The sequence below is a fragment of the Xanthomonas fragariae genome (assembly GCF_900183975.1).
In the GTDB taxonomy this organism is placed as follows: domain Bacteria; phylum Pseudomonadota; class Gammaproteobacteria; order Xanthomonadales; family Xanthomonadaceae; genus Xanthomonas; species Xanthomonas fragariae.
This window is the reverse complement of the sequence record NZ_LT853883.1, coordinates 1-22,462: the sequence shown is the minus strand read 5'-3', so window position 1 is coordinate 22,462 and position 22,462 is coordinate 1. Positions and strand designations below refer to the sequence as shown.

Below are 22,462 nucleotides of genomic sequence, written 5' to 3'. Positions count from 1 at the left end.
CTACGGAAAGAAAAATGTCTTTTCTACGTGCCTTGATGGTCGGCGCCGCGCTCGCGGCGCTGGCCGCCTGTACAATCAAGCAGACGCATATCTCGTTTCTGGATCGCGTGTTGACAGTCGAAGAGTTCACCGCGCAGTCCGACATTCGCGACAAGGTCATCACCGAGTGCTCGTCGGACCCCGGCCATTTCAAGGATGACCCGAACTGCGTCAACGCCAAACAGTCGCTTCGTGCGAGCGTGACGGGAAGCGGGAATTTTCCGTCGCTTGACATAACGCCCCCGCACAAGAAGGGCAACAGCAAATAGGGAATTGAATCATGGCCGGGCCATACGAACAGGTCTTCACCTATGTAACGAATGTGTGCAACAGCTACATCGGTTCGAGTGTCGCGGCGGTAGCGGCGGCCATTGCCCCGGCTGCTTACACGCTTCTAGGCGTCTATATCATGCTGTGGGGTCTTGCCAGCATGCGCGGCTTGATTCAAGAGCCGATCATGGAAGCCGCTGTTCGTATGATAAAGATCGCTTTCATCTTCGGCATCGGTATAAAGCTGGCCGAGTATAACGTCTACGTGGTCGATACGGTTTTTAATTCGCCGGAACAGCTTGCCCAGGCGCTGACGAATTCGACAAGCAACCAAACCACGGTCAACAGCCTTGACAACATCCTGACCCAAGGCTTCAAGGTCGGTAAGAGCTTTTGGGACAAAGGCGGCATCCTCGACGGCGACTTCGGCATGTATCTGATCGCCATCTGCTGCTGGGCGATCACTATCATCGTGACAGCCTACGCTTGCTTCTTGATCGTTCTCGCTAAGATCGCCCTCGCGTTGATTGTCGCCCTCGGGCCGCTGTTCATCATTTCCCTGTTGTTCCAGCCCACGACGAGTTTCTTCAATGCGTGGATTCAACAACTGGCGAACTACGCTCTGCTGGTTATCCTGATCGTGTCGGCGAACGTGTTCATCTTGAACTTATTCGTTCGTGCGGCGAGCAAAACGGCCGGCATTTCGAGTACGGCGCAAATCGACCAAATCTTCCCCTTCATCATCACCGGCGTGATATCGCTCCTGGTGCTCGCTCAGCTTCCCTCGATAGCGGCCGGCTTGGCAGGTGGCGTATCGCTATCGTCCTACGGCATCGGCCGGCTAGCTCTACGCAAGCTAGGTGGTCTCTTCGACCGGAACCGCAGTAACAACAACCGTCGTCGCGACCGGGAAGAGCGCAAAGCGCCCCGCAGCAGCGTCAATTCGGTGTCACGCGGCTAATATCCGTCACCCCCTGCATTTCGTGACAAAATAGTCACATTTGTTCATCAAAAACTATTTTTTTGTTTAGACAAAATGTGATAATTTGTTTGCGCATTTATCCTACCTGTGGATTTAAAGACATGCTCGTAAGAACACTTCTCGCGGTGCTCCTTGCCGGCACCCTCGCCGGTTGTGCCTCGGTGCCGCCCTCATGCGACGGCTTGAACCGCCGCCCCGTCAATCAGCCGCCGCAAGCCGGCGTCGTGAATCAAAGCTGCGGGCATCCCGCCACGGCGTGACAAAGGGAGTTTCCTAGATGGATGACCACAAACTACAGCAGCAGTTGAACGAACTGCGGCAATTCATCGAAGCGCATAAGGATGTGCAGCACTTGCTGGACAACTCGGCCGCGTGGGCTGACACCCAACGGGAGCAGGATGAAAAATCGAAAGCGCAGGCTTGGCGAGTCGCGGCCGGCGCCGGCGTCTTCGGCCTGGTGGCCATGTTCATTGCATGGACGGCGATCCGCACGGCCTACGTCCCCCCCGCCGCGCCGCAAGTTCTTGTGATGGACAAGACGACCGGCCACGTCGAACGGCTGGTTTCACTCAAAGAGGTTCAGGAATCGATCGATGAAGCCGTGACACGGCACTACATCACCGAGTTTTTGCGTTGCCGCGAGAACTACACCTTCGAGACAGCCGAAGAAAATTACTACTGCGCAGCAGCCTATATGTCATCCCAACTGCAAACGCAGTGGGCGGCTTTTTGGGATACGACGAATCCGAAGGCCCCGTACAACTATTACAAGAATTCGGCGACGGTCAAGATCGACATTGGCTCGATCACCCTGAACACCAATAGCGACGGCGCACAAGACACCGCGACCGTTCGCTTCACAAGCTACGTGAAGAAGAACGATCAGCAGGAAGTCACGCGGTGGGTTGCGACGCTGGCGTACAAGTACGTCAACGAACCGACCAAGGAACGCGACCGCCGCATTAACCCGGCCGGCCTCCAAGTCCGCGCCTACCAGGTTGACCCGGACATTGGCGCCGCTGCTGTACCCGTCCCGGTCGCACCACCACAGCCTGATGCACCCGTGCCGGCCCCTGTCCCGTCCTCGCCTTCCACGTCGGCGCTGTCAGCACCGCAAGCGCCGGCGTCGCAACCTGTCAGAGGGACCGTGCAATGAAGCTCCGAACCCTCGTCTGCTGCCTTGCCCTCGTCGCTGCTCCGCTGCCGGCGCTCGCCGTGCAGCCTACCCAACCGTCGCCGGCAGACCCTCGCATCCGGTTCATCGACTATGACCCTTACAACATCCCCGTCGTCTATGCGCGGATCGGCGGGGATCTCATGCTCGTTCTTCAGAACGGCGAAGTCGTGAAGGACATGACGGGCGGCGACACCGATGCCTGGGGCGTCGGTGTTTCGACCGCAGGCAACAGCGTTTTTATGAAGCCGAAGGTCACAAGTCCGAACATGAACCTGCACGTTGTCACAAACAAGCGCATCTACAGCATCGACTTGAAGCTGGCCGGCAAGGGCCAAGTGGCATTCCAGACAATCTACTACCGCTACCCGGACGAAGACCGCACCAAACGCGACGCAGCAAATCAGCGTGCGCTAGCGCGTGACCTTCTGTCCTATGGCTGCGCCGCGACGAAGAAGAACCGCAACTACACCATGCAAGGGTCCGACGCATTGGCGCCGCTGGAAGCGTGGGACGACGGCAACTTCACCTACTTCCGCTTCCCGGCGAATCGCGACGTGCCATCAATCTACTACGTCACCGAAGACGGAAAGGAACACCTAGTCAATAAGGACATGGACTCGAACTATGTGCTCACGGTCCAGAAGATCGCGAAGAAGTTCATCTTCCGCACTGGCGATGTTGTGACCTGCATCTTCAACGAGTCCTATAACCCGAACGCGGTGGGCAGCCCGACGAACACCACTTCGCCCAACGTCGAGCGCGTCATCAGAGGCGGTCAGCAATGAAATTTTTTTTCCGTAAAAGCAACCAAGCACGCGAACAGAATAGTCTCGAAGAAGGCGCTCACATCGACGGCGAGCGTGCCGCACCCTCGGTCAACAAGGGTTTGGGCATGCAAACGAAGATCACAAATTTCCTGATCTTCGCAGCGGTCATCGTCTTGGCCGTGGTCATGCTTTGGAAGTATTACGCCAACGTGATCGAGCAGCGGCGCGCCGCGCAGCAAGCGGCGCAAAAGGACACGAAGGTGCAGCAACAAACGATCCTTCCACCTTTGGTCCCGCCGAATCTGCCGGAAACCAATGCCACTCAAGCATCTGCACCGGCAGCCAACACGACGCCGCAGACCGGTAACGTCGCTCCGAACGGGAAACAGCTTGGCCCTGATGGCAAGCCAATCCTTACGCCGGCAGAAGAGCGGTTACAGCGGCGCCTCACGTCGAGCGTGAAATTCAAGCTTGATGAGCCTGACCGGCAATCTGGCAAAGCCGATGCCGATACAGCAATAGCCGCTGACCCTGGCGGCTCGCCTGGCTCAGTTGGCCTTGGGGGTGGCTCCGACGATCCACTTGCCCGCTCGCTCCGCGCGACTTACACCCCAGGCGCCGTGGCAACGATTCTGCCCGACCGTGATTTCCTCATCACAAAGGGCGCTGTCATACCCTGCTCCGTTGACCCGGCTCTTGATTCCAGCTTACCCGGTATCGTGACTTGCACAGGTTCGTCGGACGTTTGGAGCACCAACCATAAGGTCAAGCTCATGGAGGCCGGCACCAAGTACGTGGGCGAGGCGAAACAGGGACTATCCAAAAGTCAACGCCGCATGGCGATCCTATGGACCCGTGCGGAGACACCGAACGGCGTCATCATCGACCTAAACTCTGCCGCGTCCGACGAACTCGGCCGACCTGGTGTGAATGGCGAAATCGACAACCACTTTTGGGACCGCTTCGGCGCGGCCATCATGCTTAGTCTGCTCAACGACGCAAGCGCGTTCATGATCGCGCGCGAGCAAAACAACGGAACCGGCAGCAACAACACCACTATCGCGTTTCCCAACACGGTCAACGGCACGCAGAACATGGTAGGCGATGTGTTGAAACAGACCATAGACATTCCGCCGACGGTCAAGAAAAACCAGGGCGCAAACATCAGTATCTACGTTGCCCGCGACCTGGACTTCCGCAGCGTGTACGACTTGAAGGTAAAGCCGTAATGACGGGTGAGAAATCCACGCTGGAAATACACCTGGAACAGCTTAGTCAGTTCCTTGACGATCCAGCAAACAACGAAATCGTCATCAATAACCCGCTTGTAGTATGGACGGAAAGCCGGGGCCAGTGGGCCACGCATGATGTACCTTCCATCACATCGGAGTGGTGCGACGAATTGGCAAAGCTGGTTGCTAATTTCTCCGATCAGAAGATCGACGTTGAGCATCCCATGATCGGCTCGACGCTGCCTACTGGCGGGCGCATCCAGATCGTGCTTCCGCCAGTGGTCAAAACCGTGTCCGTCACTATTCGGCGTCCAAGCACCGACGTGATGACGTTCGATGAAATATATGAGTGTGGCAGTTTTGACGAAACGCGGTGCGAACAATCTTCACGCCTCGATGCTGAAGAGCGCGAGGTCATCGAATCGACCCTACCAGCCAATGACAAGAAACTTATCAACCTGTTTCGGAAGAAAGATTGGAAGGCGTTCTTGCAACAATCAGTGTTGCTGCGCAAGAACATCATCCTATCAGGGAGAACCGGCTCCGGCAAAACGACGCTCGGGAACTCACTTTGTATGATGATCCCGATCCAGGAGCGGATCATCACGGTCGAAGATGCGCGCGAAATGCGCCTGCCGCACCCGAACCAAGTCAACATGGTCTATTCGCGCGATAACCGCGGCCTCGCCAAGCTGTCGCCGAAGCAGATGTTCGAGTCGGGTCTACGGATGCGACCCGACCGCGTTCTACCCGCCGAGCTTCGCGGCGAGGAAGCCTATTTCTTTTTCCAGAACGTCGTGAACAGCGGCCACCCCGGCGCGCTCACCACCATCCACGCTAACACCGCGAAGCTGGCCTTCCGCCGCTTGACTAACATGATCCAGTCAAGCCAAGAGGGGCGCGGACTTGAACAAGGCGTCATCCTCGAAATGCTGTACGCACTGGTCGATATCGTGATCCAAACAGACACAGTGCAAATCAACGACGCCGGCCATAACCGGAAATTAGTTACAGAAATCTATTTCGATCCGGCTTACGCACTGAAGCAAATCGGATAAAGAAAGGTGCCGCATGATCCTCACAGACATTCAAAGCAAGCGAGTGAGGGCCGTGGCCATATCCGGTCTTCTGGTATGCGGCTTAATCCTAGGGCTATACCTAGCCGGCTATTTCTTCTTGTGGAAGGTGAAGCTCAAGCCGTACACCGCGACGCCGCTGACCATCATCGACTATTGGGCGTACTACAGCGACAATCCGCAACTTCGCAAATGGATGAAGTATTGCCTGGGCTTCGGCTTCATCTTGTCCTATGGCCTAGTAGCCATGCTGTTCATGCCGGTGCGACGCGCTCTGCACGGCGACGCCCGCTTCGCGAAGAACAAAGAGGTTCGTGATGCCGACCTGCTCGGCGAACATGGGCTAATTCTGGGCAAGTGGGGCGACCGCTTCATCATGCTCGCCGGCCAGCTTGGCGCGATCTGCGCGGCGCCGCCGCGCACCGGCAAGGGCGCAGGCTTGGTTCAACCCAACATGCTGAACTGGCCGCAAAGCGTCGTGCTGCTGGACGTGCGGCAGGAAAGCTATCGGCTCACCTCTGGCTTCCGCAAGATGTTCAGCGACGTGTTCCTGTTCAACCCGGTCGCCGAAGACGGCCGCACGATGCAATGGAATCCACTTAGCTACGTGAACGACGATCCCATGCTGCGGATCAACGATCTTCAGAAGATCGCAAACATGCTGTCGCCCGACCCCGCCGAAGGTGATCCTTTTTGGCCGGCATCGTGCCGCACGCTATTCCTCGGCCTGGCTCTGTATGTTTTCGAGACACCTGACACGCCACGAACGTTCGGTGAGATCGTTCGGCAAATCATGTATGGAGAAGGTGAGTCGGTCGGCCAGCACTGGAAAGAAATCATCGAAGAGCGCGACGCCTCTGGTAATCCGCTCTCCCCTGCTTGCAAGGCAGCGCTCTACGATTTCATCTACACCAGCGGCCCCACGCAATCCTCAATTCGGAAGACCTTTACGGCCAAGCTCGAACTGTGGCTGAACCCTTTGATAGACGCGGCTACCAGCGGCGATTCGTTCGACCTGCGCGACTTTCGCCGGCGCCGCATTTCGTTATACATCGGCGTGCGGCCGGCCGACCTGGACCGGCTGCAACTCATTCTGAACCTGCTTTTCCAGCAGATTATCGACCTCAACACTGACGAGATGCCGGAAGACAACCCGGATCTCAAGTTCCAGTTGTTGATGATGATGGATGAGTTCACAGCCATCGGCCGCATGCCCATCTTCGCGAAGTCGATCAGTTTCCTTGGCGGCTATAACATCCGCCCGTTCATCATCATTCAAGGCATGTCGCAATTACGATCAACGTACGGCGCCGACGTGGCCGAAACCATCGTCACCTGCTGCGCTGCAATGATCGTATACGCCCCGAAGGAACAACGCCACGCGAACGAAATTTCCGAAATGCTCGGTTACATGACGGTGCAGGCGAAGTCGAAGTCGCAGCAAGTCGGCTTCAAGCGCGTCGGTGGTTCGGTCAACACGTCTGACCATCGCCGCGCCCTGATGCTGCCGCAAGAAGTCAAGGAAATCGGCAAAGGCCGGGAAATCATCTTTTTGGAAAATGTTAAGCCAATTCTCGCCAGCAAAATTTCCTATTGGAAGGACAAGGCATTCAAGCGCCGGCTGCTGCCGGCTGCTGTCGTCCAGGCCATCGACGTAAAGATGCCGGAGCCCTCTCAGCAGCCCAAGAAGAAAAAGAAAAAAGAGGGCGAGACCGTCAAGACACAAGACGGCCAACTTATCACTATTACGGAAAAAGAAATTACGGCTGACGACGTTGGCAAGCTCGATAAATTGAGCCTTACCGACTACAACGTCGATTTTGACAGCGTGGAAGTGCCGCGCGGCCAGCCGATCACCGACGACGACATGAAGCATGCGTTTTCGTCGTTCCTGCAAACCATTGAAGATGCGTAAAGGAGTATCGAGATGGCAGAACCAGCTTTCAATGAGAACGGTGCCTTCAACATCAACGGTCAGTGGGCTACTGGCCTGCGCTACGAAGTTAAGCTTGACGGTGGGTCGTTCGCCAGCGGCACGATCAAGTTCATCAACGGTCGCAAACAGGTTGTCTCTGCCAAGATCGCGTCTCGTGAAGAGGCCGTCGAAATCATCGGCGAACGCAATGTCGAGAATATCGAGGCCGGCAAAGGCAAGGAGAAGGATGCCACGTCAGGTATGACCAAGGGCAAGTTGCAGGCCGAGAATCTGTCGTTCAAGCAGTCCTATACCACAGACAAGAAGCCTGTCAATGAGATCGAGGCCACCATCGAGCGCGATACCTCTATCGAAAAAGACGTGCAAGCGTTCCTCGCTAAGCGTCGCGAAGAAATGGCACGCTCGCGGCAACAGCGTTTGCAGAACGAGCGCATCGTTTCCACGGAAGAGCGCAGCGACTACGGCGCCGACACAAAAACGGCAACCACCGAAGCGACGCCCGGCACGGCCAGGGGCAAGTTGCAGGCCGAGAATCTGGCGTTCAAGCAGTCCTATACGCCCGACAAGAAGCCTGTCAACGAGATCGAGGCCACCATCGAGCGCGATACCTCGCTCGACAAAGACGTACAAGCGTTCCTCGCTAAGCGTCGCGAAGAAATGGCACGCTCGCGGCAACAGCGTTTGCAGAACGAGCGCATCGTTTCCACGGAAGAGCGCAGCGACTACGGCGCCGACACAAAAACGGCAACCACCGAAGCGACGCCCGGCATTAGTCAGTCGGTCGAAGACCGCGCGAAAGCCGTGCCGGATGCAGTCAAGCAACGCTTCATCCAGGTAGATAACAAGTTCCACTTCCCCGACAAGACCCTGGCGTTCGAGGATCACGGCCGTAAACTCGCCACGCGCAGCGAGAACCAGGAAGTCGTGCGATCGGTAGTTGCGATCGCACACGCGCGTGGATGGGAACGAATCGCGGTACGCGGCACCGAAGAGTTCAGGCGTGCGGCTTGGCTCGAAGCGTCGTTGACCGGCATCGAGGTCAGCGGCTACAAGCCGACCAAGGTGGAGAAGGCGCATTTGGCGACACTTTTGGAGCGTCAAGGCGGCATCCGCGAAAACTCCATAGAAGAACGCGAACCGCGCGAGCGTGAGGCCGGCAGCACGCGCCCGGAACAAACGCCTAGCGGCCTTAATGGCGCCGGTGCCGGCGTGAAGCTGCGGGACGGCGTTCTTACCGGGCAGCTGCTCGAACACGGCGAAGCCAACTACAAGCACGATCCGAAGAAGGAGATGAGCTACTTCGTAAAGGTCGAGACGGAGCGCGGCGAGCGTACCGTGTGGGGCGTCGATCTCCGCCGCGCGGTCGCTGAAAGCGGTGTAGCTATCGGTGATCGCGTTGCCATTGAGAAGATGGGCAGGAAGTCCGTGACTGCAAAAGAGCGAGTGTTCGACAAAGACGGCAATGAAGTCGGGGAACGCGCCGTCGATGCACACCGCAACCGCTGGAAAGTCGGCTCGCTGGAAAAGGCCGAAGCATTCACACGCGATGACCGTGCCGAAGTGGTCAAGAAACACCCTGACTTAGCGCCTGCCTATGGCACGGTCGCCGCTGCGCAGAAGTTCGCGGAGAAGCAATTCGCGAACAAGGAGGATCAAGCGCGATTCGTCTCTATCGCACGTCAGGTCGTCGCAGAGAAAATTGCCCACGGCGAGAACGTGCCGGCGCCGAAGATTCGCGAGGCAAAGGTTCAAGATCGCCCAAAAGATCAGGGCAAGGACCAGGAGCGTAGCGAGCCGCCGAAGCCGCGCAAAGCGAATCAAGAGTTCGCGCGATGACCCGCCGCACACTTGCCGCACTGTTGGTCGGCACCGCTATCGCCCTGCCCTGCAACGCCCTTGCCGGCACCCAGGTCGAAGAACAGCTTTCGACCAGCGTCCGAGCAGGCCTGTCGGCTTCGTTGAGCGACAAGACCACGCCCGCGCCGATATTTCCTTCCGTAGCAGCGAAAACAGCCTGGTTGACCGACAAGGCCACACTGCTCGCCAAGCGCATGCCCGCCGTACAGGACCGCATCGCGTTCCTCAACACCGTGTACTACGAAGCCATGCGCGCTGGCCTTGATCCCGAGCTCGTGCTTGCTGTCATCCAGACCGAAAGCGCGTTCCGCAAGTACGCCGTTTCGACGGCCGGTGCGCGCGGCTATATGCAGGTCATGCCGTTTTGGGTGCATGACGACATTGGAAGTCCCACCGATGATCTGTTCCATCTGCGGACCAATCTTCGATACGGCTGCACGATCCTTCGCCACTACCTTGACACTGAGCGCGGGAACCTGTTCCTCGCGCTTGGCCGCTACAACGGCAGTCGTGGCCAAGCCGCATATCCGAACCTCGTACTCGCATCCTGGGCGCAGTGGCGCTCGATGCCGAGTCCCTACCATTTGACGATGAAATGACCCTGTCGCCTGCTACGGCAGCCAGTTTTTTGGAGAACACAATGCGCGTCTTCAACATCACCGAAATCGAGTTCGCTATCAACTACTGGCGTACACGCATTGTTCCCGACGATGGGGCGCTCATGTGCGCGCCGGCGCTCTCGCTGCTCCAGCTTTACGGTCACATGATTTTCGACCGCATCGAGGCGGTCCCGGAGGCTGCATTGGATGCCGAGCAAGGCATCGCGCTGTCGGTCGCGCTAGATCAGCACGAATTGCCGCTCTGATTTTATATCCTGATTAGCCCTGTTTCTGAGCCATGAAAAGTGAGAGCGATGCTGTTTTCCCCTCAAAGAGGGTCGGCAGGGATTCGTGTAAAAACCCTTTTCTGACAGCGAGTTAGCTCACTTTTGGCTGTTTTTTACACGAATCCCTGCCGACCCTCTTCTAGATTAAAAGATAGCTGCTAGATGATCTTTCAAGAGCGCGGTACAGGGTGGATCGATGCACGCCCAGCAGCGCGGCCGCCTCCGTCACCGGATGGCCTTCCGTCTCGATAAGACGGCGAGCGTGGGCGATCTGCGCGGCAGTGAGGGTGGGGGAGGGACCGAACTTCACCCCGCGCCGCTTGGCGGCCTCGCGGCCGCTCCGGGTTCGGTCAACGATCAAGGACCGCTCGAACTCGGCGATGCCGGCGAAGACCGTCAACACCATGCGGCCAGCCGCCGTCGTCGTATCGGCCCACGGCTCGGCCAGCGAGCGCAGGCCCGCGCCGGCCTCTCGGATGCGCTCGGCAATGTCCAGCAGGTCGCGCGTGCTGCGCGCCAGGCGATCGAGCCGCGTCACCATCACCACGTCACCTGATCGTATGTGGTCGAGCATGCGCGCCAACTCGGGGCGATCGCGCTGCGTGCCGGTGATCTTCTCCGCGAAAATCTTGGTGCAGCCGGCTGCGTGCAGCTCGGCCCGCTGATTGGTCAGGTCTTGGTCGTCGGTGCTGACGCGGGCATAGCCCAGCAGCATGCGGCTGGTCGCCAGGTCCACGGCATCGGGGCTGGCCTTGGTCACGACTGCCGCGCCTTGATCTGCGTTGCCAGTTCATCCGCAACTTCCCCCAGCTCGCCGAACGTGATTTCCCCCGCTGCGAAGCGTTCGGCCGCAGCCCCGTATTCCGGCGGTAGCTTGAAGCCTTCCAGCTCGATGCTCGCCTGCGCGTAGGTGATGGCGTCGCGGCGCTCGCGTAGCTCGGCGGGGTGTAGTGGGCGCTGGGGCGTGCAGCGCTTGTACTCGGCCCATGCGTCGGCCGCGCGGCCCGTGTCGCCAGCGCGTCGCATCCACTCCCGGCGCTCGGCTTCTGGCGCGGTATTCCACCAGTCCATGCCGGCAATCTCATCTGCACGGATTGGCGAACTGCCGCCTTGCTCGGGGATTACCTCGTGCGTGCCGTCCAGGCGCACGCGCACAAGCTGGCCGTTCTCGTCGTAGCCCACCGCGCCCGGCTGACTGCCCAACTCGGCGAATGCTTCTACTTCCTCCGGCTGCACGTCATCAACGCTGCGCGAGGCCAACCATGCGGCACCCTCGGCCACGGCGTCGGCGTGGGCCTCATTGGTGGCCATCACCACATCCTCCGCGCCCTCGGCCAGAGGGAATACGCCGCCGCCAACCTCTTCGCCGTCCTGTAGAAGGCGCAATCGCCAGCCACCGCCCAGATCGATCGGGCGCGGCTCGATTTCATAGGTGCACTGCTGCATGAGGCCTCCGTAACGTCGCAAGTTATGTCGCAAGTATTATGCGACATGCGACCATAACTTGCAACACGCGCAGCCCTGCGAATACAGGTATCCGCGTCGTGTTTCAGGTCTTAGGACTTACGCGACACGGCAGGGCAGGGGACGCCGACAGGCATACTCTTGACCGTATCTCAATTGAGATACATAATAGGAGATCCAAACCGGAGGATCGAATATGGCTGCTCACACCTCGATGCTGCATATCCGCGTCGATGACGCTCTAAAGGCACAGGCTGCCGAGACGCTCGCCAATGTCGGCCTGACGGTCTCGGATGCTGTGCGCATCCTGCTGACCCGCGTCGCCAAGGAAGGCGGGTTGCCAGCCGGCCTGACGGCCGATCCAGAGGCCCACGACGCCTGGTTCCGGGGCAAGGTGCAAGAGGCCCTGGCCGACACGCGGCCGGCGGTGCCGCATCGCCAGGTGATGGATGAGGCGCAAGCCCTGATCGACCGGAAACGCCGTGCTCGTTCTTGAGTGGCGCGAGACAGCCCGCGCCGATCTGCTGGCGATTGTCGATTACATATCCGACGACAACCCGGATGCAGCGCAGCGGTTGAAAGATGACATCGAGGCCAAGGCCTCGATGCTGCCTGAGCGCCCGAAGCTGTATCGGCCTGGTCGCGTCGCCGGCACTCGGGAAATGGTCGTCCGATCGAACTACGTGGTGGTGTACGCGGAAGACGCGCGCGCCGTTTCCATCCTGCGGGTGCTGCATGCGGCCCAACAGTGGCCGCCAGTGACCGGGGTTGAGTGATGGTGACAAAGACGAGCTGGCCAGGCGCGATCGCTGTCACCACTAAAAGGCCGTGAGGGCCGGAGTGGAAGCTGAAATTGCGGAGATTTCTCGATCTGGTAGACGGCGCGATCGTCGCGTGCGTTAAGGCGGTCATCGGCCTGTGTCTCGGCATCGGCCACCTGCTGGTCTATGTGCAAATGCTGGCCGTGTGCCTGGTCGCCGTCGCGGTAGTAGGGGGAGCGGGCTTCCTTGCCCTGCGGGCCTTGCTTTAAAGCTCGGGGCCGTCCTGCTCTTGTTCCTGCTCACGGGCAGCCATCAACTCGGCATTCTGCTGGCGTAGCTGCTCGAACCATGCCGCCCCGGCCTCGATCGGCTCCACTTCCTGCGCCTGCTGCGCTTCCTGTTCTTCCTCGGCCTGCTGGGTCAGGTCCTGGTGCTGCTGCACCTGGTGCTGCGCCGCCTGGGTGCCTTGCTGTTCGTCTTCGTCGTGCATGTCGCTCTCCTGCTCAGTGATGGCCTACCGCTCGCGTTCGCGATTGGCCTGTGGTTGGCCCTTTAGAGGGTCGGCAGGGATTCGTATAAAAAAACCTTCTCTGAACAGCGAGTTAGCTCACTTTTGGCTGTTTTTTACACGAATCCCTGCCGACCCTCTAGTTGCTTGGCAAGCGGAGACGGGGCGGCGATGCTGTTGGCCCACGGCGATGGAGCGATGAATGCAGCAGCAAGGCGTGCCTACGTGGCCCTCTGCGGGATGTTTTGAAGTACAAGCGACAGGAAGCAGGGCGTATCGTGGTGCGCTCGGAGCGATCGCGCAGAACCCGGCTGGCCAAACGAACCTGACCTTCTTTCGAGTCGTTCTTGTCCCAAACGACCAAAATCCCTACGACTCAAATGCTGTGGCAGTGTTGTATCGCTCTGGGAGCGTCGAGTTCGAGCTCTTGGGCCATCTTTCGCAAGCCCTTGCGTTGGACTACCGAGCGCGAATGGCCGCCTTGGGGCATGAGGCGATGGTTTCGGTGTGCGACGCCATGCTATCCGGGGGACTTGAAGCGAACGATCGCGACTACGCATTTGTTCTGGAGTTGGATCTCGACTTGAACCAAATCCCGGTGGTGCGGGATGAGGACGTCGCTTTTGATCCGCTGCGACAGCCTGCCAATCCCGAGTTCCGGAAAGACGCTGATGGGCTCTATCGATTCCGTTGTTGGCTGCCCGGTGGGCTCGATGGCCACCACCGGAAGAACCGTACCAAGGCTTGGACCACCCAGGCCTGGGATACGGTGAACTACTACCTTCAGAACGCACAGGGAATCGGTTTGGGCTCCAAGCTTCTGAGCATTCCGAAAGATCAGCATAGAGCCGTGTTCGGGGACTATTTTGCCGAGGCCGTTGTTGAGGCCATCGACAAGCGTTGGGTCACGTTACGCCTGGATCACGCGTGGACCGATTCCCTGCCGACCCTCTAGAAGGCCCCTGCGCAGACCGTGGATATGTGGACAGCGCCGGCAGCGCTGGAGCGCCTTGGTGACGACCTGGCCGCCGGCGCCGGCGAGATCCGTGACCAAGGCTTGGCGACAGCCTTGTGGCTGGCCAGGTCGAGGCCTGTCGCCAACGCGCCGGCCGGCACGCTGAAACGCGCGAGGCCTACGCAGCTCTCGCCGACGCGCTGGTGGCGCAGCTCGGCAAACCCACTGCCAAAGATGGCGACTATCAAGCCTGTGAGTGGGCCAGCGCCGGTCGCGGCTCATGTGTGGACGTGCTTGTCTGGCATCGCGGTGGCGATGATGTGCTCGCCTTGTGCGGGCCAGGCTGGCCGTACCTACCTGGTCGCCGACCGCCAGGCCGGCCGTGGCAAAGCATGGGCAAAGATCGCGACAGCCGGTGCAAAGAGCGCTCAGACAGCCGATTCGTTCAACTCCAAATAGGAGGCTTATCGCAAGCACGCTAACCGGCTGCAGCCCTACTGCTGTCACGCTGCAAATTTCCGGGCGATTGTCATGCGAATGTACCTCATCCAACGCATAGCCCTCTTGGACATCGAGATGGAAGTGAACTCAGCCGCCACAATGAACGCGCGCCGGCGAGACTCCGTGAGATCGAACTGAGCCTCGCCGAGTGCTTTTGTCCACGTCTGGTTTTCTGCAAGCGTGTTCGGCGGCGGTTTTCTCAAAAGGTCCACGAGCTTCTCGCACGAGAGCGCCGCATTGTGTAGGGGACCTAAGAGGCGGGCATCAACGATGTTCTCCAGAGGCACCGCACGTAACGACTGCGCAAACATCTCAAAGATTTTTGCCTGTTTGCTATATGCGGAGTCACGCGACTCCTCGCCTGCATTGCCGAGGAAAAACGTCTTGATTTGTGCGGCGATTCGCGCCGCTTGTCCGATCCGTTCGAGGAACACGTCAGTTCGTCTACTGACGGCGCGGCGCTCCTGTTTAACCGCAAGCCGAGCGGCAAACCAGATTGCAGCTCCTGCAAGAAGTGCCTGCAGCAGTGCTGCCCATACCTGCCATGCCTCTTGTTTGTCGCAGAGTGTCCAAAAGACCGGCTCGCAAAGCTGGGTAGACATATAGCTCCATGCTTCTGGGGTTTGTAAGTGGTGACACGCCTGGTGAGGCTACTCAGAGTCAGTATGCCGGTCGATCTCGGCGGCAGCCATCAAATCAACGCTGCAATCGGTGCAGGCAAGGGGGTTCCGTCGCTGAGTGCCCGTTTGATGACCGTCTGCCAATACCGTGCAAGTTCATCAACGTCGATGTCTTCGCGAGGTGTGGCGATACAGTTACGACCGCCGCAGCATGTGCAGAACGAGTCGGTCCCCCTGCACGCTGGGCAGGGCGAGAATTGCCAGAATCCCCGTGGCATGAAGACGCCCGCCTTGCAGACGTAGCAGACGATACCGGCCTGGTCCATCGTGCCGCACCGGCTGCCGCAGGCGTCGCAGATCCCAGGTGGACCGAAGTGCCACGGTGCGAGTGCTGGTCGTTTGCGTTGGCCCATGCACCACACTATGCACATCAAGGTCGTTACGAGAAATGGCTGTTCTCGGAACGATTCCCTGCCGACCCTCGGAATGGCCAAGCTCGCGGCGAGACCGAAGTTGACCAGCGACAAGGCGACGGTGTGTCAAGTCTGGTGCTGCTGTCCAGTTCATTTGCTGGCGGTGTCCAAGTCTTTGGATGTATGTACTCACGCGCAGACCAATTGTGCGTGTGCGCGGCCATCCTCATCGCTCCTTGTCTTTGCGGTCGGTGTACTTCTGCTGGCTCGGCTGTTGCCCGCGGTGGCGCTCAACTTGCTTGACGATGATTCGCTTGATTTGGTGCCGCTCTGTGTCCGGTCTCGGCATTTCCTTGGCAAACGATTCAATGGCCGTTGCCATTGAATCGTCCCCCTCCTTCCGTAGTTCGTGGGCCGCACCCAACAGCCGACGAACGGTCGCTCGGCGGCGATTGACGATGGCGACCTCCCAAGGCTTTGGTGATGCCTCGCCCTGCTCCAACTCCTGCCGCGCCTGCTCGAACTTGCTTTTGAGTACTGTGGACGTGCCGCGCTTTTCTGCGAAATACACGCCTGGCTTCTTCGACTTGCGCGTCTGCCCGCGCAAGTCGCGAGGCGTCGCATTTGCATCGATACCCTGCTCTCGTAACCTCTCGGCGAACGCGGCACGCCAGTGTTCGAGCGTCGCCTTGCGGATGTAGAGGCGCTGGCCGTCGAAGCCTTCCGCTTTGACGATCAGGTGAACATGTGGATGCGGCGGGGGGTTCTTATGCGGGTCGGTCTCAGGCGTGTGCAGGACCATCATGTATTGGTGCTGCCCAAAGAATTCTTCCCGAGCAAAGTTCTGCGCCGCCTTGAAGAGCTTTTGCGGATCGGTGCCGGCCGGCATCGACAGCACGATATTGAAGGCTTGCCGTTTTTTCCCCTGACCGTCGCCGGCATCAACGTCCCACGAATCAAACAGGTCCTTCACATCTTCCTGGCCGCTGATCTTCTCGCCCTGGTCGTTGACGGCTTCAAGCTGCCCATTGCGAGTGATGTATTTCATGTGCGCCTGGACGTGCTGTGCTGTCTTACCGCCGCCCGATACCTTGACCATGACTTCGGGCACACACTGCACAAAGGTTCGATACAGTTGCGCGCGCTTCTGCTCCTGCGTAAGACGCCCTGTGCGCGCCCGTCGTCCGCTAACCAAGAAATCAATGTCGTGCATCCCGGTCGGATCAAAACCTTCATTGCTGGCCATCCGTCACCCCCCACGATTTGAGGTTTGCTCGAATCACTGCTTTGACGCGCTCTCGCTCCAAGTCGATGAGCTTCTTCAAATGCTGGAAATTCAATGCCTGGGCCTTGTCTGCCTCGTCCAGTGACGTGTTCAACACGCGCGCGATTTGGTTAACGTTCCGACCAACTGCCGACAACTGTGCAGTCGCTTCACGAAGTGCCTGCAATTCGTCGTCAGTGAGTCGCGGCTGTCCATTCAGGTGAACGTCGAACAGGTAGGCGAGATAGGTACTGCGACTCCAATGCCGCAGCGATGCGAGGCGTTCAAGTTCGCGGTATTTGAACGGAGCCAGCCGAACACGTATGTCCTTGGTCTTCACACCTTCTGATTCCGGCGCCGTTTCAGGCATCGGAGTAGGGGGCATACGCTTCAAAAACGCCGCGACGACGATCTCAAGTAAGCGGGCCTCCGTGATGCCTTGTTCGTTAGCAACGCTCGCAAAGGCATCTTTTAGGTCAGGGTCAACGCGGCCCGACAGCAACGGTTTTTTCGACGGCATCGTAATAAGCCTTTTCCGCAGTTAGTTGCAGACGAACGAGGACCGTGCAGCGCACAAAGTGCTGCACCTTGCCGACGCTAGTCTATCCTGCATTAACTACTACGCAAAGCTATTTCTTCGTCATGACGAAGAAATAGCTACTCCTCTCCTACGCTCCTACGGAAAGAAAAGCGTCTGAGCCACGATATGCGAGGGTGTCGGCGGCTGGATTAGCTCGCTCAAAAACTTGACCGTTACCATGCTTGCTTCCGCGCATTGAACAATCACCAGTGATGCCCAGTTGATCCAGCGTTGTCGGCAACCACTTTCGCTCCGCACTGTTGCAGTAGCTCCAGCGCGTCACCACTGCCGTCAATGCTATTGCGGTAGCGGGCAATCACTTCACGGAGTGCGATCAGCTGCGGCGCGCTCAGGGCGCGCACGCGCTGTGCCAAGTCATCGACATCGACATCCCATTTTTCTCCCATGCCGTCCTCCGCGCTGTCGGCAACGCTCGCCCACGCGAATTTCAGGCCACTCTCATCTAGCGCACCATCGTCCAGCACGTCAGCCAGCAACTGCCACTGTGGGCCGCTGAAAGACGGCACCAGTGCGGCGATCAGTTGCCGGTAGTCTGCTGCAACTTGATTGATCCGGCCGCTGCGGTTGTCCTCGTAGCCGGCGAGGATGCTGGCAATCGGCTCGCCAGCGTAGAGAGTGAATCGTTCTGCCACGGGTGTTTCCTCGATAGTTGGGGGCGGCGCGCTTAGGCTTTGCTGAGCGCGACGATAGTCAGATTCGGCCAAAATCGCCGACACTGCAGTGTGCAGGGTCCAGCTCGACCCAGCGGCCGCGACTGGACATATTCAGCGCGTCGGGATGACGTTTGATTGCGACGGGCTCGATGACTTCTCCCACGACGCTCCCTACCCAAACGTCAGTCCCCTGGAACATCTGGGCGCGCACCGCCGCACGCTTAGCGGCAGGCATGGTCTTAGCGTTGCAGGCAGCCCACTGACCTTGGGCTTCGCGGATGTAATAAACAGGGTTGGCCATGATGATTTTTTCCTTCTTGCCCGGCCCCATCGTGTGGGTCCGTGACTGGGTCCGGGTACCGCCCGGACGGAGCGCAACAGTTGCTGCGATGTGGGTATATTACCAAGGTAACACCAAGGTGTCAACAAGGAAATGAAGGTAGGCAGGGATTCGTGTAAAAAACAGCCAAAAGTGCGCTAACTCTCTGTCAGAGAAGGTTTTTATACGAATCTCTGCCGCCCCTCAATTGCGGAGCGCCTTAGCGCCCCGCAATCATGAGAAGACCTTTCGGCGCCAGCAGTGCAGTAAGCGCGTCATAAGACCAGACGAACGCGGTCAATACCACTCCGACACCTAAAAAAGCCCATAAAGCCGTACGTTGCTCTGGCACTGCAAAAAGGCAGAAAAGGAAACCGCCCAAACAGACATTCGCCAACAGCCCAAGCACGCCCACAATCGGATGCAGGAACATCAACACCGTGAACGCGCAGAAGCGCAGCACGCTAAGAAAGGCTCTACACATTTTCATGCTTGATTACCTCGGTCCCTACAATTTCTAAGCTGGCTAGCTCGATCACAGCTACGTCACCGGTATCCTTGAAAATCACTTCCACCTTCCCGCCCCGTCCCATCGTCGCTACCCGACCCCCAGCCTTGACGACAATAGCGAGCTTCTTCTTTGCATTCGCAACCGCCGACGCGCCATCCGTCTGTTGCTGGGACGTGGTCGGCTGCGTCGTTGCCGTCAGCTTGTCATCGGCCTTTCCTCCTCCATCCTGGCTCACACCTTCCGGCGTCTGCTCGGTTGATACTTCGCTCGCATTGTTGGCAAGTGTTATAGCCTCCCCAACGTTTTGCTGCTCGGCGTTGTTAGTCGGTTCCTGCTTAGCCGCCTTCAACCTCGCCACCAAGTCAGCGACGCCAGCCCGCGTTATTTCTTCCGTAGAAGCTGCATAGGTTTCTACCTCGGAAGAAAAATCCTTGTGTGCCTGCACCAGGTCATAGAGTGTTCGCACGCCCACGCGCTTCATCGCAAGTTCGCGAATGAATTCCGGCCCTTGGGCTAACGCGACATGTTGAGACACAAACGATGCTGACTGCCCGAGCTTCGCCGCGATCTGCGCTTTCTTCATGCCCTGGTCCAACTGCTCTTTGATCGCGTCTGCGATCTCCAACGGGTCCAGGTCGTCACGCTGGATATTCTCGATAAGCTGGATGAACCGAACTTCGGATTCAGGCAGTACAGTCGTATCTCGAATCTCAATGGGAATGTCCTTCTTCCCAACCAAGAGTGACGCTCGATAACGCCGCTCACCGAACACGATGATGTGCTTACCCTCACCGTTCTTCGGCCGCACGATGATGGCCTGTTGAACGCCCGACTCTTTGATCGAGTCGCGTAGCTCTTCGAGCTTGCGCTGATTGAAGCGCTTACGCGGTTGGTTGGGGTCCGCGATGATATCGGCCAACGGTGCAATCTTGGGCGCAGCGGCTTCGCTGCCACCATGAGCGTTGGCCAGTACCGAAAGATCATCCAGACCGGTCAGATCGAGCCCTTTCTTAGCCATGCGCGTTCTCCATACGTTCTTGCATTATCTTGAAAACCGCCTTCACTTCCTTACCGGCGCTGCGGGCTGCGGTCTTCACCCTGCCCTTGCCGCCGTCCTCATCTGCTTCCGATTCCAGGCGCCAGACCGGTACTCCATCGCCCGACGCTTCACGGAACGCTGAGCGTTTCGACACGTAAGCACCCATGACAAATTGACGATACGCACCGATCAGTTGCTTCAACCACTCGACTTGCGCCGGCGATGTGGCGTCATACTCGTTCGGCAAGATGCCAAGATTCACTAGGCCGGGATTCCATGACTTCTGGATGAACGAGATGCGCTTTAGCACCTGTGTTGCAACGTCGATGCTGTAAGGATCGATTCGGCATGGCAAAACCGCGAAGTCACCCGCGACGACAAGGGCATTTGCAACCCGGCTGTTCGCGCCAGCCGTGTCGATCACTGCGTAGTCGAAACCGTCGCTGATCTCAGCGAGGCGCGCGCGTAGCAGCTTCACAAGTTCCTCGTCGTCCTGGTCCGACTGCTCGATCTTGCGCAACGTGCTATCGCCGCGAAGCAACACGATCTGTTGCGGCAACACCGGCAAGCTAATCGGCGACTCGCTGAAGAGTGAGCTTGCCGCGAGGTTCGGCGCCGTGTACGCCGCCAGACTCTTGCTCGCGTTCGCCTGTTCGTCGCCGTCGATGAACAAAACGCGCTTGTCCTGCTCGGCGAGATAGTGAGCGATGTTGTACGACAGAGTTGATTTGCCCGTACCGCCTTTTTGATTCACGAACACAATCTTCTTCATGGCTGCCCCTCTACCCCTTAGTGAGATGTGCCCGCGCTTTCCGTTCCATGTCCTTGACCAACTCGGCCATGTCTGGAGGTAGCGTGACGCTGATACTTGTCCAACCTGCTGGCCGCTCGCCGTGCTCGATATGCGCCTGCCACGCCTTGCCGACCATCTGGCTCACCGCCTTCTTGGTCACGCCGAGTTCGTCTGCTACGTCGGTCTGCTGTCGGCTCTCCACCATGATTTGGCGGATTGCCTCGACATTCCGTTCTTTGAGCCTGGAAAGATACGGACGTAGAGTCTCGAACTCCTTCGCCGTGAGCCGTTTTTTCATGTGCATCGTGCTTTCCCGAGATTTTCATAGCTGGATACCTAACTCCGTACAGTTAGAGACCCAATGGGGCAAGTTGCCGCTTAACCCTATTGGAAGATGGAGCTAATTTAAGTTAAAAAAGTGGTAAGTCAATATTTTTGTTTCTGCCGGCTAAATGTTACCAACTGGAACGTCATCCCGACACAAGTTGGATATGCAATCCATTTGTTTCCGTAAAAGATATCGAATGCTCTCTTGGTACTTTTGACTATCAGTTGCTTATCAGCTTTCCGAAGTAGCAAATAGATTAGTTTCCCCCTTTTGGGGGCCCGACTTTCGGGTGAGCCGCATAGCGGCGAGGGGCGCATCGCCCCTGGGGGATGCCGGGGACGGAGCGTGCTTGCGCGCGGAGTGAGCCGGCGGGGGCTTGCCCCCAAGAGGCGGTGCCGTTTAAGCCAAGGCTGCTAGGCCGAGGCGGTTAAAGTAAGGTTAGAGATGGTTAAAGCGTTTTCTAAGCGTCTAAACTCATGATTCAAAAAGATTTTTCCGCATGCTTTTAGAACGCCATCCCGGCGAAGAGGAACGCTATCCCGGCATGCTGGTATGTCATCCCGAAGCGGTTGGAATGCCATCCCGGCGAAAACTGGAACGCCATCCCGGCGAAAAAGGAATGCCATCCCGGTGCCTACAGCTTGGTCCAGACGGCTTGTTTTTCGCACCGCGTACTCTGTTCTATTTTGGCGCCGTTGATGATGTTGACCCGTTCTAGCTCGGCTAGAGCTTCTGTCAAGGCGGTGCGAAACTTGTTCGGCGGACTGCTGTAATCCATCCATCCTTTCAGATACTTGAGGCCAATGCGGTGAATCCCGGCTTCGTGGGTCGCGATGTAGTTTTGCAACCATTTCGCCATATCTACACGCCGCTCGATATGTAGTCGCTTCGCCCAGTCGATCAGGGCGAATTCCCGGTTGCTGAATAACGCCAATATCCGTGGATCGAAGACTAGGTAGTACTCTTCCTGCTCAGAGTCGTAGTCGTACCCGGCTAGCAGGTGCAAGCCACTTGATCTCGGCGTGCGGCCGATGGAGTAATGCTTAGCTTCGATTTCGAGCGCGCCCAGGAAGAGCCGCCGAAATGATTCATGCAGCCATGCGTAATCTTTGCTTCCGTCCGTGCGGCCGATGGATTTTAGGAACGTCCCACGCTTGATGAAAATGCGCTCACCCAGTGCCGCGCGGCGCGCTTCGGCAAGTGCTTGCATGAATACGTCGCAATCTGCCATATCTAGCTGTTTGCCAGTGAAAAAAATCTTCACATCTCTACGGCTTGCGATCTCGGTGCGGTCGTGCTGTTTGCGTCGGCCCTGTGCGATAGGTGCGAATAGCGACGAACGCGCTAGGTGGTTCGGTATCGCGCGCTCCAACTCTGGCCAAAGCGGCAATTGCGGTTTTGGCTCCGTCGATCCGCTAGGGCGGCGTTTGGCAGCGCCCTCACCCGTCATGAGCTGAACCTTCGCTAGCCACTCCTCCACCTCCATGTCTCTTTCCAACTTATCCACCAT

At 58.2% G+C, this 22,462-nt stretch carries 27 protein-coding genes and 1 pseudogene; 15 read left to right on the top strand and 13 right to left on the bottom strand.

Features of this window, described 5'->3' with window-relative positions:
- Nucleotides 1-14: 14 nt before the first annotated feature.
- The 10 genes from PD885_RS19980 (at nt 15) to PD885_RS19935 (ending at nt 10,201) form a co-directional block, all read left to right on the top strand.
- Nucleotides 15-308 (top strand): EexN family lipoprotein, encoded by a 294-nt coding sequence (locus PD885_RS19980; RefSeq protein ID WP_002805313.1) that lies wholly within the window; start codon nt 15-17, stop codon nt 306-308.
- An 11-nt stretch (nt 309-319) separates the two neighbouring features.
- A complete protein-coding gene (locus PD885_RS19975) occupies nt 320-1,270 on the top strand; it encodes a TrbL/VirB6 family protein (RefSeq protein WP_002805314.1) in 951 nt (316 codons plus the stop codon).
- 298 nt (nt 1,271-1,568) lie between these two features.
- A complete protein-coding gene (locus PD885_RS19970) occupies nt 1,569-2,447 on the top strand; it encodes a VirB8 family type IV secretion system protein (RefSeq protein ID WP_002805316.1) in 879 nt (292 codons plus the stop codon).
- The gene (locus PD885_RS19965) at nt 2,444-3,253 is read left to right on the top strand and encodes a TrbG/VirB9 family P-type conjugative transfer protein (protein WP_082244228.1); all 810 of its coding nucleotides are present in this window, start codon (nt 2,444-2,446) and stop codon (nt 3,251-3,253) included. Before PD885_RS19970 ends, PD885_RS19965 begins: the two co-directional genes overlap by 4 nt.
- The gene (gene virB10 / locus PD885_RS19960) at nt 3,250-4,464 is read left to right on the top strand and encodes a type IV secretion system protein VirB10 (RefSeq protein ID WP_002805319.1); all 1,215 of its coding nucleotides are present in this window, start codon (nt 3,250-3,252) and stop codon (nt 4,462-4,464) included. The genes PD885_RS19965 and virB10 overlap by 4 nt, the downstream gene beginning before the upstream one ends.
- Nucleotides 4,464-5,525, top strand: a complete 1,062-nt coding sequence (gene virB11, locus PD885_RS19955) for a P-type DNA transfer ATPase VirB11 (protein ID WP_002805320.1) — start codon at nt 4,464-4,466, stop codon at nt 5,523-5,525. Before virB10 ends, virB11 begins: the two co-directional genes overlap by 1 nt.
- A gap of 13 nt (nt 5,526-5,538) precedes the next feature.
- Entirely contained in the window at nt 5,539-7,458 is a 1,920-nt protein-coding gene (locus tag PD885_RS19950) for a type IV secretory system conjugative DNA transfer family protein (RefSeq protein WP_065975500.1), read from the top strand.
- A gap of 12 nt (nt 7,459-7,470) precedes the next feature.
- On the top strand, nt 7,471-9,315 hold the full coding sequence (locus PD885_RS19945) for an LPD7 domain-containing protein (protein ID WP_065975501.1): 1,845 nt from the start codon (nt 7,471-7,473) through the stop codon (nt 9,313-9,315).
- Complete coding sequence (locus PD885_RS19940) at nt 9,312-9,935, top strand: lytic transglycosylase domain-containing protein (protein WP_002805358.1); 624 nt, start codon at nt 9,312-9,314, stop codon at nt 9,933-9,935. The genes PD885_RS19945 and PD885_RS19940 overlap by 4 nt, the downstream gene beginning before the upstream one ends.
- 41 nt (nt 9,936-9,976) lie before the next feature.
- Nucleotides 9,977-10,201: a DUF3717 domain-containing protein gene (locus PD885_RS19935; protein ID WP_002805360.1), complete on the top strand. Its 225-nt coding sequence runs from the start codon at nt 9,977-9,979 to the stop codon at nt 10,199-10,201.
- Between the two features lie 160 nt (nt 10,202-10,361).
- Here the strand turns inward: PD885_RS19935 and PD885_RS19930 are convergent, their stop codons facing one another.
- Nucleotides 10,362-10,937 (bottom strand): recombinase family protein, encoded by a 576-nt coding sequence (locus PD885_RS19930; protein ID WP_065975506.1) that lies wholly within the window; start codon nt 10,935-10,937, stop codon nt 10,362-10,364.
- Nucleotides 10,938-10,978: 41 nt separating this feature from the next.
- On the bottom strand, nt 10,979-11,668 hold the full coding sequence (locus PD885_RS22315) for an antitoxin VbhA family protein (RefSeq protein WP_065975502.1): 690 nt from the start codon (nt 11,666-11,668) through the stop codon (nt 10,979-10,981).
- Between the two features lie 214 nt (nt 11,669-11,882).
- On the opposite strand from PD885_RS22315, the gene PD885_RS19915 reads away from it, so the two are divergent.
- From PD885_RS19915 to PD885_RS21650, 3 genes are all read left to right on the top strand, one after another.
- Nucleotides 11,883-12,182 carry a type II toxin-antitoxin system RelB/DinJ family antitoxin gene (locus PD885_RS19915; RefSeq protein WP_002805369.1) on the top strand — a complete coding sequence of 100 codons (300 nt, stop codon included), beginning with the start codon at nt 11,883-11,885 and terminating at the stop codon, nt 12,180-12,182.
- Complete coding sequence (locus PD885_RS19910) at nt 12,169-12,462, top strand: type II toxin-antitoxin system RelE/ParE family toxin (protein WP_002805372.1); 294 nt, start codon at nt 12,169-12,171, stop codon at nt 12,460-12,462. Before PD885_RS19915 ends, PD885_RS19910 begins: the two co-directional genes overlap by 14 nt.
- Nucleotides 12,463-12,539: 77 nt before the next feature.
- Nucleotides 12,540-12,716 carry a hypothetical protein gene (locus PD885_RS21650; protein ID WP_156775376.1) on the top strand — a complete coding sequence of 59 codons (177 nt, stop codon included), beginning with the start codon at nt 12,540-12,542 and terminating at the stop codon, nt 12,714-12,716.
- Here the strand turns inward: PD885_RS21650 and PD885_RS19905 are convergent.
- Nucleotides 12,713-12,937 (bottom strand): hypothetical protein, encoded by a 225-nt coding sequence (locus tag PD885_RS19905; RefSeq protein ID WP_002805375.1) that lies wholly within the window; start codon nt 12,935-12,937, stop codon nt 12,713-12,715. The genes PD885_RS21650 and PD885_RS19905 overlap by 4 nt on opposite strands.
- Before the next feature lie 220 nt (nt 12,938-13,157).
- Here PD885_RS19905 and PD885_RS19900 point away from each other — a divergent pair, with 220 nt between their 5' ends.
- Nucleotides 13,158-13,910 (top strand): hypothetical protein, encoded by a 753-nt coding sequence (locus tag PD885_RS19900; RefSeq protein ID WP_065975503.1) that lies wholly within the window; start codon nt 13,158-13,160, stop codon nt 13,908-13,910.
- A gap of 170 nt (nt 13,911-14,080) precedes the next feature.
- Nucleotides 14,081-14,369, top strand: a pseudogene (locus tag PD885_RS22575) (hypothetical protein); the annotation flags it as partial.
- Between the two features lie 44 nt (nt 14,370-14,413).
- Here the strand turns inward: PD885_RS22575 and PD885_RS19890 are convergent.
- The 10 genes from PD885_RS19890 to trfA form a co-directional block, all read right to left on the bottom strand.
- The gene (locus PD885_RS19890) at nt 14,414-15,013 is read right to left on the bottom strand and encodes a hypothetical protein (RefSeq protein WP_065975504.1); all 600 of its coding nucleotides are present in this window, start codon (nt 15,011-15,013) and stop codon (nt 14,414-14,416) included.
- A 657-nt stretch (nt 15,014-15,670) separates the two neighbouring features.
- Nucleotides 15,671-16,690: a relaxase/mobilization nuclease domain-containing protein gene (locus tag PD885_RS19880; RefSeq protein ID WP_052032118.1), complete on the bottom strand. Its 1,020-nt coding sequence runs from the start codon at nt 16,688-16,690 to the stop codon at nt 15,671-15,673.
- Nucleotides 16,677-17,228: a plasmid mobilization relaxosome protein MobC gene (gene mobC / locus PD885_RS19875; protein WP_065975505.1), complete on the bottom strand. Its 552-nt coding sequence runs from the start codon at nt 17,226-17,228 to the stop codon at nt 16,677-16,679. Before mobC ends, PD885_RS19880 begins: the two co-directional genes overlap by 14 nt.
- A gap of 263 nt (nt 17,229-17,491) precedes the next feature.
- Entirely contained in the window at nt 17,492-18,025 is a 534-nt protein-coding gene (locus PD885_RS19870; protein WP_145954079.1) for a hypothetical protein, read from the bottom strand.
- Nucleotides 18,000-18,293, bottom strand: a complete 294-nt coding sequence (locus PD885_RS19865) for a hypothetical protein (RefSeq protein WP_002805642.1) — start codon at nt 18,291-18,293, stop codon at nt 18,000-18,002. The genes PD885_RS19870 and PD885_RS19865 overlap by 26 nt, the downstream gene beginning before the upstream one ends.
- A gap of 208 nt (nt 18,294-18,501) precedes the next feature.
- Nucleotides 18,502-18,771 (bottom strand): hypothetical protein, encoded by a 270-nt coding sequence (locus PD885_RS19860; RefSeq protein ID WP_145954078.1) that lies wholly within the window; start codon nt 18,769-18,771, stop codon nt 18,502-18,504.
- On the bottom strand, nt 18,758-19,810 hold the full coding sequence (locus PD885_RS19855; protein ID WP_065975495.1) for a ParB/RepB/Spo0J family partition protein: 1,053 nt from the start codon (nt 19,808-19,810) through the stop codon (nt 18,758-18,760). Before PD885_RS19855 ends, PD885_RS19860 begins: the two co-directional genes overlap by 14 nt.
- Nucleotides 19,803-20,603, bottom strand: a complete 801-nt coding sequence (locus PD885_RS19850; protein WP_065975496.1) for a ParA family protein — start codon at nt 20,601-20,603, stop codon at nt 19,803-19,805. Before PD885_RS19850 ends, PD885_RS19855 begins: the two co-directional genes overlap by 8 nt.
- 10 nt (nt 20,604-20,613) lie before the next feature.
- Nucleotides 20,614-20,928, bottom strand: coding sequence for a transcriptional regulator KorA (locus PD885_RS19845; protein ID WP_065975497.1), 315 nt, complete (start codon nt 20,926-20,928; stop codon nt 20,614-20,616).
- A gap of 658 nt (nt 20,929-21,586) precedes the next feature.
- Nucleotides 21,587-22,462, bottom strand: coding sequence for a plasmid replication initiator TrfA (gene trfA, locus PD885_RS19840; RefSeq protein ID WP_002805689.1), 876 nt, complete (start codon nt 22,460-22,462; stop codon nt 21,587-21,589).